Below are 9799 nucleotides of genomic sequence, written 5' to 3'. Positions count from 1 at the left end.
CCAGACGGCGGGCCGACGTCCTCTTCGCGATGCTCCGCGACGGAACCTTCTACGAACCCCAACCAGCCAGGTCAGGCTGAATTGCCGAGAGCCCGCCGTGCTTCAGTCCACAGCCGCTCGAACTCCTCCGCGGAGATCTCGGCCGCCTGGGGCTGGTCCTGCCAGCCGTCCATGGGGCCTTCTGCGAGAACGCCGAACTGTCGTTCATAGCGGAACATCGCCGCGAGATCGTCGTGATCACGCAAGTGCAGGACCTCTTCCAGAGAGGCCGCCGTCACTGGCCGCGAATCCTTCCCCCGGACCTCGACCTGTCGCGCTGCCCAGCCTTCGTCATCGGCCTCGAAATACAGCCACAGATCTTCGTCCTCGTAGTAGGTCCGGAACCAGGTCGTCATGCCGCAATCCTGACCCACGACCTTGACCAAAGAGATAGGGGCACCCCCCCCTTAATGCGTATGCGAAATACCGCTTTGATAGTGTCGGATCGTGAGGTTGACGAAGTTCACCGACCTGGCGCTCCGTGCCGTGATGCGTCTGGCGGTCATCGCACAGGACGAGTCCGTCACCACGCGCGAGGTGGCGGAGTCGATGGACGTGCCCTACGCCCACATGGCGAAGGTGGTCACACGGCTCCAGCATCTCGGCGTGGTCGAGGCGCGGCGCGGCCGTGGCGGCGGCCTGGCCCTTACGGAGCTGGGCCGGCGCTCCTCGGTGGGCTGGCTGGCCCGCACCCTGGAGGGTGAGGAGGAGGTCGTCGGCTGCGAGGGCGATCCTCCGTGCCCCCTGCGTACGGCATGCCGGCTGCGGGGTGCGCTGCGCGAGGCGCAGGAGGCGTTCTACCGCGCGCTCGACCCGCTGACCGTGGCGGAACTCGTCGCCTCACCGACGGGGCCGCTGCTCCTCTCCCTCACTCGACACCCCTCCACCTGAACCGCGTGCGCTCCCCTTCCTCAGCGCACGCACCCCTTTAAATACGCAGATCATCTACCAGATTGAGAGTTCCCATGCTGTCCGAGCAGGCCGCCCCGGTCATCCGTGCCACTCTGCCCGCCGTCGGCGGCGCGCTCGACGAGATCACCGAGCGCTTCTACGCGCGGCTGTTCGCCGCCCACCCCGAGCTGCTCCGCGATCTGTTCAACCGGGGCAACCAGGCCAACGGCGAGCAGCGGAAGGCCCTGGCGGGTTCCATAGCCGCCTTCGCGGTGGCGCTGCTCGACCACCCGGACAGCCGCCCCGACGTCATGCTGTCCCGCATCGCGCACAAGCACGCCTCGCTCGGCGTCACCGCCGAGCAGTACAAGACGGTGCACGAGCACCTCTTCGCCGCGATCGTCGAGGTCCTGGGCGACGCGGTCACCCCCGAGGTCGCCCAGGCCTGGGACGAGGTCTACTGGCTGATGGCCAACGCGCTCATCGCCGTGGAGGCCCGGCTCTACCAGGAGGCCGGCGTCCCCGAGGGCGAGGTGTGGCGGCCCATGGAGATCGCCGAGCGCCGCGAGGAGACGGCCGACACCGTCTCCTTCGTCCTGCGCCACCCCGACGGAACTCCGACGGCCGCCTTCCGGCCGGGTCAGTACGTGAGCGTCCAGGTCACCCTGCCCGACGGCGCCCGGCAGATCCGCCAGTACAGCCTCTCCGCCGCTCCCGGACACCCGCAGTGGCGGATCACGGTGAAGCGGGTCGAGGGCGACCCGGCGGGCGAGGTCTCCTCGTGGCTGCACGCCCACGGCCGCGTGGGCACCGCCGTGGACGTGTCGGCGCCGTTCGGCGATCTGGTTCTGCCCGAGGGCGACGGCCCGCTGCTTCTCGCCTCCGCCGGCATCGGCAGCACCCCGATGCTGGCGATGCTCGACCACCTCGCCACCACCGGTTCGACCCGCCCGGTCGCCGTCGTGCACGCGGACCGCTCCCCCGCGTCCCACGCGCACGCCGCCGAGCTGCACCGTCTCGTCGCGGCACTGCCGCAGGCGACGCTGCACCTCTGGTACGAGGACCAGGCCGAGGACTCCGTGGCCCTGCGGGGCCGCGCCGATGTGACCGCGCTCGACCTCGCCGAGGGCACGACGGCGTACCTCTGCGGGCCGCTGCCGTTCCTCCGCGCGGTGCGCGGCGACCTCCTCGGCCGTGGAACGGCCGCGGCTGACATCCACTACGAGGTCTTCGGTCCTGACCTGTGGCTCGGCGCCGAGCGCTGACACCTCCCGTCTGCGCGCGTCACCCGGGCGGCCCTTTCGTCCGCGACTGATCCTCCCGGGACGGGTCCGTCAGCAGCCGGTCGACCAGATGTGTGAGTCGCCGCGGTCGTTGGCGGCGCCGTTGTAGCCGACCTCCTGCCCTGGGGCGAGACAGACGGTCATGCTCCCGCCCTGCCAGGCGCTCTCGTAGACCTGTACGTGGTCCTTGATCCCGGGGCCCGAGATGCCGTGATTGGCCCAGGAGGAGTCGGTGTCGGAGATCCAGCTCTCCCACCAGCCGTCGTCTCCGGCCCAGTTGGCACGCTGGCCGCCGAAGTTCGAGTCCTGCCAGACGCAGAACTCCCCGCTGGGGCATTCGGCGGCCCCCGCGGAGCTGGAGAGGGCGAGGCCGGCGGTGACGGCGAGCAGGGCCGCCGCGGAGAGGGCGAGGATGCGCTTCACGAGTGGTCGTGGCCTTTCTGCGGGTGAGTGGGTGCGGGCAGTTCGACTGCCCGCAGCAGTGCGCGGTCGCGCAGCTGCCGGTATGCGGTGAGCTCGTCGCGGTGCAGGTTCCGCACGACGACCAGCTCGACGGCCTCCAGCCGGGCACGGACGTCGTCGAGTCCGCTCTCCTGGGCGCAGCGGGCCGCGACGGCCGGGTCGGGAGTGGCGGGGCGTGGGCGACCGCTCGGGGTCGCGCATCGGGTCCAGCGGGCGAGCGCCTCCTGGAGGGCGGGGTCGTCGCGCATGCGGGCCTGGGCCTCGGCGCGGAGGTTGTCGACGGTGACCTGGGCCCGGAACCAGCCACCGGGGTCGCCGTAGAGTCGGCCGCGCGCGGCGGCGAGACAGCCGTCGTCATGGGCGGTGACGGTGGCGCCGGTGGCGAGCGTGACGGACAGTTCGCGCGGCCCCGCCCCGAAGAGCGCGGCCTGGAGGGTCCGGTCCTCGTCCGGGGCGCGGGGCCGTGCCGTGAGGGTGAGGCCCCGGTCCGCGAGACAGTCGACGACGAGCCGGCGCTCCGCCGCTTTCAGAAGACCGTCCTGGGCCGCCCGGGAGGCCGGAACGCCCGGCTTCCCGGAACTCTCCGGTCCGACGACGGTGCAGCCGGAGATGAACAGCGAGGCGGCCGCGGCGACGAGCACGCGGCGGGCAAAAAGCGTGCGGAGCATGGGGTCCCCCTTCGAACGTCCCTGGTCGGCGGGATCCGGTTGATCTTCCGGATGGCCCGGGAAGATCACTGCCCGGGCCCGGCCCGGCCATGCCGAGGCTCACTCGAACGAGTCGAACGCGCCGGGTTGCGCGCCGCTCAGGCGCCGTCGCGCTGCCGCGCGGAACGTCCCGGGAACACCCTGGGGGACCGGGGCGGGGATCCGGGTACGACAAAGCCCCGGTTGGACGGGGGATTCCAACCGGGGCCGATAGCCGTGATTGCGAAGAGCGGTCACCTCTGGGGGGGGACCTTGGGGACCGGGCCCCTTCGCAGTCACATACGTACGAACGGTAAACCTTGCCCGAATGTTCCCGCGTGGGCGATGTGAGTCACCTCACCCGGTTTCGACAGGTCTCGTCAGTCCTTCTCGGGGCCGTAGAGGACTCCGGGCTCGGCCTTGCCGGGGGCGAGGAGTTCCGGCACCGTCACGAAGGTGAACCCCCGGCGCTTGAGCTCGTCGATGATCGAGGGGACGGCCGGGACCGTTCCGTCGTAGATGTCGTGGAGCAGGATGATCCCGTCGCGCTGCGCCTGGTCGAGCACCCGCTGACGTATCAGAGCGGAGTCGGTGGTGGAGTAGTCCTTGGCGGTGACGGTCCACAGGATCTGGGCGAGGCCGAGCTCCTTGCTTACCTCGGACACCATGTCGTCGGTGCGGCCCTGCGGCGGGCGCATCAGGGTGGGCTCGCGTCCGGTGATCTTCTCTATGGCGGTCTGGGTGAGGGTCAGCTCCTCACGCACCTCGGCCTCGTCGAGGTCGGTGAGGATCCGGTGGCTCCAGGTGTGGTTGGCGACCTCGTGCCCCTCGTCGGCGATGCGCTTGACCACCTGGGGGTAGCGGTCGACGTGCTTCCTGCCGAGCAGGAAGAAGGTGGCGGGGACCTGCTTCTCCTTGAGGACGTCGAGGAGCCGCGGCGTGTCCTTGCCCGGCCCGGCGTCGAACGTCAGGGCTATGCACTTCGCCTTGGCGCAGTCGACGCGGGGGGCGCTCCCGCCCGCGCCCGCCTTACCGTCCGCCCCGGCCTTGCCCCGGGCCTCCTGCGGAGTGACCCGGTCGACTCCGCACCCGGCGAGTGTCAGCATCAGCGACGCGGCGGCGAGCACGACGACGGCCGTCCCCCTGCGGCCGCCCGGCCTGAATCGGAACATGGTGGAACCCGCTTTCCCCTGTGATGACTTCGTACGGTCGCCACCGCCTGGTCAGGACGGATCATGCGACGTCAAGGACTCTACACACGGTGTATACCGGTGATCACAGGGGGGTTCCCCGGACGTCTGCGGGCATGCGCGGGCCCCGGACGGCGCCCGTCCGCTCCGCCCGGGGCGTCCGCGCCTCGTCGCTCAGCGGGAGGCGAGCAGCAGGCGCGCCTCGGTCTCCTGGTCGCCGGAGACCGACTGCAGGGACCGGACGTCGAAGCCGGTGGCGAGCACGCGCTCGACCTCGTCGACGGCGTGGTAGCCGCCGGTGAGCGTGGCGCCGACGGGCGCGGACAGATGCGTGGGGCCCACGTCCTCCTGCCGTCCGGCCGCCGTGTCGAACGTGGCGACCCAGACCGTGGTGGCCGGGCCCTGTGCCGCCTTCGGGCCCGGGGTCTCCATGTCCTCCAGTTGATAGACACGGTCGAGAACGTCGGACACGGCCTGGGCGTCCTCCCGGCAGCAGTCGCTCAGCTGCACCGTGACGTCGGTGTCGATGTGCAAGTCGTACACGTCGCTCATCTCCTCGCGGCTCGCGGCGCTCTTCGCGCCACGCACGCTCGTGCCACGCCTCCAGCATCCCTCGCGGCACGGCGTCCCGCGACGTCCCGTCGCCTCTCGCTCAGCGCCGGCCGGTGATCGCCTCGACGCTGTCGGCCTCCGAGGCCGGTTTGTCGGGGCGGTGGCGTACGACGCGGGCGAAGCGGAGGGTGACGCCGGCCGGGTAGCGGGTCGAGGTCTGGAGTCCGTCGTAGGCGATCTCGACGACGAGCTCGGGCCGCACCCGCACGGTGAACCCGTCGTCGGCCACGGCGAGCTCACCGAGCCGCTCGGTCTGCCACCGAAGCATCTCGTCGGTAAGCCCCTTGAACGTCTTCCCCAGCATCACGAAACCGCCGCCCTCGGCACGCGCCCCGAGGTGAAGGTTGGAGAGCAGCCCGGTCCTGCGCCCGTGGCCGCGCTCGACGGCGAGGACGACGAGGTCGACGGTGTGGACGGGCTTCACCTTCAGCCAGGTGCGGCCCCGCCGGCCTGCCACGTAGGGCGCGTCCAGGGCCTTCACGAGGACGCCCTCGTGTCCGCGCTCCAGTGTCTCGGTGAAGAAGCGCTCGGCGTCCTGGACCCGCGCGGGATCGGCCGCGTCCGTGACGACGAGCCGGCGGACCCGCTGGGACGCGGGAAGCAGCCCGGCGAGGACGGCGTGCCGCTCCCGGCCAGGCCGGTCGATCAGGCTCTCGCCCTCGGCGGCGAGGACGTCGAAGAACACGGGCATCAGCGGGAGGGCCGCCCGCGCACCGGCGACGTCGGCACGGGAGCCCACCCGGCCGGCGATGGACTGGAAGGACGCGGGACGTCCGGTCACGGGGTCGAGGGCGATGACCTCCCCGTCGAGGATGAACGCGTCGGATGCCACGGCGCGGGCGATGGCGACCACCTCGGGAAGGCGGTCGGTGATGTCGTCGAGGGAACGGGTGTGGACCCGCACGTCGTCGCCCCTGCGGTGCACCTGGACGCGGATGCCGTCCAGCTTCTCATCCACGACGCAGGCGCCCAGGGCGACGATCGCCTCGGTGACGGAGGCGGCGATGTGCGCGAGCATGGGCTGCACCGGGCTCCCTACCCGCAGCGTGAACCGGTCGAGCGCGGCGGCACCGTGGGCCAGCACGGCCTGGGCGACCGGGGGCAGCGACCCTTCAAGCATGACGGCGCGCCGCAGATCGGCGGCGGGCACGGTGGCGGCCTTGGCGACGCCTTCCAGGGCGACGGCGTCGAGGGCCCCCTGCCGTACGTCCCCGGTGAGGAGCCGGAGCAAGAGCTCTTGTTCCTCACGGGTGGCGGCGGCGAACAGGGAGCGGACGAGCCGGTCCCGCTCCGCCTTGGCGCCCGCCCCGGAGACGGCGGCGAGCTCCGAGAGCGCGGCATCGACGCGGCCGAGCGTGAGACCGGGCTCCTCGGCGGGCGGGACGGCCGGCGGAACGACGTTCTTGAGGACACTCCATCCGACGCCGATCCTCCCCTGGGGGAGTCGGCCCGCGAGGTAGGCGATGACGAGCGGGCTCTCCTCGGGCACGGCCTCCGCGAACAGCTCGGCCAGGAGGCCGATCTTGCGCGAGCGCGCGGAGGCGGCGGCGACCTCCCGGGACACCTCCGCGACACGGGCGAGCAGCATGGGCCCATCCTCCCCACACGCCGTCCCCGGCGCACGCCGACACCCCTCCGGTGCCGTGTCAGGGCCAGGCCACCGGGCGCCTCCCTCTCCTGCCGCGCGCGGCACGGCCCGCCGTCCTGCGGAGGAGCCTGTCGAGCAGCCGGGAGCGGGGGGAGCCACCTCGCGGCGACAGGTCCGGCCCCGGACGCCCCGCGGGAAGCTCCTCGGTCACCGCCTCGGTGTCCCACGGAATCCCCGCGCGCGGGGGCCGCACACCCGGCAGCGCCGCGTCGGCCGGCCCCGGTCGCGGCTCGTCGGCCGGTCGCAGCTCGTCGGCCGGTCGCAGCTCATCGGCCGGTCGCAGCTCATCGGACGGTCGTGGCACGTCCAGCCGTCGTGGCACGGCGGGCGTTCGCAGCTCGTCGGACAGTCGTGGCACGTCGGGCGGTAGCGCCCCCTCAGGCCGTAGTGGCGCGGCGGGCGACAGCGGCTTCGCGGCTGTCGACGGCAGCGGCACGCGGGTCCCGGCCTCGCCGGGGTGCGGGGCGGATCGGTCCGCGCGCGCCTCCTCCAGGGCCAGGGCCAGGCTCGTCCGGTGCCAGAGGACCTCGTCCGGCTCGTCGGCCAGCGCGAGCCGATCGGCGACCGCGTTTGCCGCCGCCGACGCCGCGTGGCCGGACTGCGGCGGCGGGCGCAACCGGTCGAGGTGGGCGCGCTCGTACGGATCGACGACGACCTCGGCCAGGTGGACGGGGTGGAGCATCGAGGCGACGGCGGCCGCGCGGCCCCAGGGATCGTCCGTGGCCCGGAGCAGCAGGGCGAGCCGTCGAGCTCGCCAGTTCCGCGGCCTCGCGTCCTCGCCCGCGTCGAGACGTTCGCGCACGTCCAGGGGCAATCGCCCGGTGAGCAGGGCCGGATGGTCGAGGGCGAATGCGGTCACCTCGGCCGCGAGGTACATCCACACCACCGCCCGGTAGCGGTTCAGATAGAACCGCACCGGACTGAGGTGTCCCGTCCTGGCCAGTCGTGTGAACCGGTCAGGAGGCACCGCGAGCAGCGCCGCGGCCTCCCGGGTTCCCACCGCTCGGACCCGCTCGCGCAGGCCCTCGGGGAAGTCCGGCGCGGCCCTGAGCCGGTCGATCTCCGCCCGCTCGACGCGCCGTCGCTCCCCGCCGCCCACCGGCACCGTCCTCACCAGGCCCAGCTGCGCCGCGAGCCGGAACTCGACGCGCCTCAGCTCCAGTTCCTCCGCCGCCTGGCCCGGTGTCACCGTGCGCGCGCCTTCGTCCACCGTCATCACGTGGTCCTCCCCCGTACACCCGTGGCCTCTCGTACTCCGATAAGAGCCACGGTAACGCAGAGTGACGACATCGGTGCGGCCTGTGGACAACGCCCTGTGGACAACCCGCCGTCAGAACTCAGAACGCGGTGTCGCCCGGCCGTCCCGGCTGGCGTGCCGCCACTCCGAGGTGCTCGCCGACTCGGTTGACCAGCAGCGTCATCTCGTACGCCACCTGGCCGACATCCGCCTCCGCCGCGCTGAGGACGCAGAGGCAGCTGCCCTCGCCCGCCGCCGTCACGAAGAGCAGCGCCTCGTCGAACTCCACCATCGTCTGCCGGGCCCGACCTGCCCTGAAGTGCCTGCCGGAGCCCCGGGCCAGGCTGTGCAGGCCCGAGGAGACGGCGGCCAGGTGCTCGGCGTCCTCCCGCGCGAGACCACTGCTCGCGCCCGTCACCAGACCGTCGTTCGACAGCACCAGCGCGTGCTGTATGAACCCGACCCGTTGGGTCAGATCGTCGAGAAGCCAGTCCAGTCCCTTGTCCAGCGCCATGCGTGGTCCTCCCCCTTGGTGATACTTCCCCGTCGACCCGCAAGTCGTCAGGCTCCGCGTGTCGTGGCAAGCCTTACGCACTGTCGTGGACAGAGCAAGCACCCGCACCGCGCCTGCGCGCGCCGCCCGTCACCGGACACAGGGCCCCGGGCCTGCGTCGGGCGCGCGTCGGGCACGGACCGGGTGCGGATCGCCGCGTGCCCTCAGCCGACGCTGTCGAGGAGGCGGGCGGTGTGCATGCGCCCGGCGTACTCGACGAGGCGGATGAGCACTTCCTTCCCCGAGTCGCGGTCGCGCGCGTCGCACAGCACCACGGGGGTGCCCCGGTCCAGGTCGAGCGCGCGGGAGACGTCGTGCGCGCCGTAGGTCCGGGCTCCCGTGAAGCAGTTGACGGCGACGACGAAGGGAATCTTGCGGTGCTCGAAGTAGTCGACGGCGGGGAAGCAGTCCTCGAGGCGCCGGGTGTCGGCGAGTACGACGGCCCCGAGGGCGCCCTGAGACAGTTCGTCCCACAGGAACCAGAAGCGGTCCTGCCCAGGAGTGCCGAAGAGGTAGAGGGAGAGCCCGGACCGGATGGTGATGCGGCCGAAGTCCATGGCGACGGTCGTGGTGGTCTTCTGGTCGACTCCCCCGGTGTCGTCGACGAGTTCGCCGGCGCGGCTGAGCCGTTCCTCGGTCCGCAGGGGCCGGATCTCGCTGACGGCGCCGACCAGGGTGGTCTTGCCCACGCCGAATCCGCCGGCGACCAGGATCTTCAGGGCGAGGGCGGTGGTGTCCACGCCGTCGCCCGTGCCGGTACCGGTGCTCTCAGAGCGCTCGTAGGCCATCGATGACTTCCCTCAGGATTCTTTCGTCGGGGAGCTGTGCGGGGGGTACGGGCCTGCTGACACGGACGAAGCCCGATTCGAGGAGGTCGCCGAGGAGGACCCGGACGACTCCGACGGGCAGGTCGGCGTCGGCGGCGAGTTCGGCCACCGACTGCGTCTCGGCCCGGCACAGGGCGAGCAGGGAGCGGTGTTCGGGGCCCAGGAGGCTTTCCTCGGCCGCGCCCGGCGGGTCGTCGTCGACGACGACGAGGGCGATGAGGTCGAACCGCACGTTGCTGGGCCCCGGTCGGGTCCGCCCGCCGGTCATCGCGTACGGACGTACGAGCGGCCCGGCGTCGGCGTCGTACCACTGACTGCCCGGTGCGGACGGGCCGCCGCCGGTGCTGTCCTCGTTCATGGAGGTCTCCGGG

The 9799-nt window shown here is 72.2% G+C and carries 12 protein-coding genes; 2 read left to right on the top strand and 10 right to left on the bottom strand.

Annotated features, from left to right (window positions below):
* Positions 1 to 71 precede the first annotated feature (71 nt).
* Positions 72 to 395: a hypothetical protein gene (locus ACWFR1_RS14635; RefSeq protein ID WP_453550616.1), complete on the bottom strand. Its 324-nt coding sequence runs from the start codon at positions 393 to 395 to the stop codon at positions 72 to 74.
* 91 nt (positions 396 to 486) lie between these two features.
* Here ACWFR1_RS14635 and ACWFR1_RS14630 point away from each other — a divergent pair, with 91 nt between their 5' ends.
* Together ACWFR1_RS14630 and ACWFR1_RS14625 are read left to right on the top strand one after the other, a co-directional pair.
* Complete coding sequence (locus tag ACWFR1_RS14630; protein ID WP_453550613.1) at positions 487 to 930, top strand: RrF2 family transcriptional regulator; 444 nt, start codon at positions 487 to 489, stop codon at positions 928 to 930.
* A 74-nt stretch (positions 931 to 1004) separates the two neighbouring features.
* Positions 1005 to 2195, top strand: a complete 1191-nt coding sequence (locus tag ACWFR1_RS14625) for a globin domain-containing protein (protein WP_453550611.1) — start codon at positions 1005 to 1007, stop codon at positions 2193 to 2195.
* A gap of 69 nt (positions 2196 to 2264) precedes the next feature.
* Here ACWFR1_RS14625 and ACWFR1_RS14620 read toward each other — a convergent pair whose 3' ends face one another.
* The 9 genes from ACWFR1_RS14620 to ACWFR1_RS14580 all read right to left on the bottom strand — a co-directional run bounded on the left by ACWFR1_RS14620 (position 2265) and on the right by ACWFR1_RS14580 (position 9786).
* A complete protein-coding gene (locus ACWFR1_RS14620) occupies positions 2265 to 2636 on the bottom strand; it encodes a peptidase inhibitor family I36 protein (RefSeq protein ID WP_453550608.1) in 372 nt (123 codons plus the stop codon).
* Positions 2633 to 3343 carry a hypothetical protein gene (locus ACWFR1_RS14615; protein WP_453550606.1) on the bottom strand — a complete coding sequence of 237 codons (711 nt, stop codon included), beginning with the start codon at positions 3341 to 3343 and terminating at the stop codon, positions 2633 to 2635. Before ACWFR1_RS14615 ends, ACWFR1_RS14620 begins: the two co-directional genes overlap by 4 nt.
* 398 nt (positions 3344 to 3741) lie before the next feature.
* Positions 3742 to 4533: a polysaccharide deacetylase family protein gene (locus ACWFR1_RS14610; protein WP_453550605.1), complete on the bottom strand. Its 792-nt coding sequence runs from the start codon at positions 4531 to 4533 to the stop codon at positions 3742 to 3744.
* A gap of 192 nt (positions 4534 to 4725) precedes the next feature.
* The gene (locus tag ACWFR1_RS14605) at positions 4726 to 5139 is read right to left on the bottom strand and encodes a hypothetical protein (RefSeq protein ID WP_453550603.1); all 414 of its coding nucleotides are present in this window, start codon (positions 5137 to 5139) and stop codon (positions 4726 to 4728) included.
* A 64-nt stretch (positions 5140 to 5203) separates the two neighbouring features.
* A complete protein-coding gene (locus tag ACWFR1_RS14600; protein ID WP_453550600.1) occupies positions 5204 to 6751 on the bottom strand; it encodes an ATP-dependent DNA ligase in 1548 nt (515 codons plus the stop codon).
* A gap of 58 nt (positions 6752 to 6809) precedes the next feature.
* Positions 6810 to 8027 (bottom strand): DUF6397 family protein, encoded by a 1218-nt coding sequence (locus ACWFR1_RS14595; protein WP_453550597.1) that lies wholly within the window; start codon positions 8025 to 8027, stop codon positions 6810 to 6812.
* Between the two features lie 121 nt (positions 8028 to 8148).
* Positions 8149 to 8562 carry a roadblock/LC7 domain-containing protein gene (locus ACWFR1_RS14590; protein ID WP_376406580.1) on the bottom strand — a complete coding sequence of 138 codons (414 nt, stop codon included), beginning with the start codon at positions 8560 to 8562 and terminating at the stop codon, positions 8149 to 8151.
* Between the two features lie 203 nt (positions 8563 to 8765).
* Positions 8766 to 9389, bottom strand: a complete 624-nt coding sequence (locus ACWFR1_RS14585) for a GTP-binding protein (protein WP_453550595.1) — start codon at positions 9387 to 9389, stop codon at positions 8766 to 8768.
* Positions 9370 to 9786, bottom strand: a complete 417-nt coding sequence (locus tag ACWFR1_RS14580; RefSeq protein WP_453550592.1) for a DUF742 domain-containing protein — start codon at positions 9784 to 9786, stop codon at positions 9370 to 9372. The genes ACWFR1_RS14585 and ACWFR1_RS14580 overlap by 20 nt, the downstream gene beginning before the upstream one ends.
* Between the last annotated feature and the right edge of the window lie 13 nt (positions 9787 to 9799).

The sequence above is a fragment of the Streptomyces sp. NPDC055103 genome (assembly GCF_053607625.1).
The sequence above is the reverse complement of the archived record's forward strand: the minus strand, read 5'-3'. Positions and strand labels throughout refer to the sequence as shown.

Bases quoted from the DNA above. Each gene is read 5' to 3' on its own strand.
- ACWFR1_RS14585 (WP_453550595.1), bottom strand. From the start codon at position 9,389: ATGGCCTACGAGCGCTCTGAGAGCACCGGTACCGGCACGGGCGACGGC.
- ACWFR1_RS14615 (WP_453550606.1), bottom strand. From the start codon at position 3,343: ATGCTCCGCACGCTTTTTGCCCGCCGCGTGCTCGTCGCCGCGGCCGCC.
- ACWFR1_RS14590 (WP_376406580.1), bottom strand. From the start codon at position 8,562: ATGGCGCTGGACAAGGGACTGGACTGGCTTCTCGACGATCTGACCCAA.
- ACWFR1_RS14625 (WP_453550611.1), top strand. From the start codon at position 1,005: ATGCTGTCCGAGCAGGCCGCCCCGGTCATCCGTGCCACTCTGCCCGCC.
- ACWFR1_RS14595 (WP_453550597.1), bottom strand. From the start codon at position 8,027: ATGACGGTGGACGAAGGCGCGCGCACGGTGACACCGGGCCAGGCGGCG.
- ACWFR1_RS14610 (WP_453550605.1), bottom strand. From the start codon at position 4,533: ATGTTCCGATTCAGGCCGGGCGGCCGCAGGGGGACGGCCGTCGTCGTG.
- ACWFR1_RS14635 (WP_453550616.1), bottom strand. From the start codon at position 395: ATGACGACCTGGTTCCGGACCTACTACGAGGACGAAGATCTGTGGCTG.
- ACWFR1_RS14600 (WP_453550600.1), bottom strand. From the start codon at position 6,751: ATGCTGCTCGCCCGTGTCGCGGAGGTGTCCCGGGAGGTCGCCGCCGCC.
- ACWFR1_RS14580 (WP_453550592.1), bottom strand. From the start codon at position 9,786: ATGAACGAGGACAGCACCGGCGGCGGCCCGTCCGCACCGGGCAGTCAG.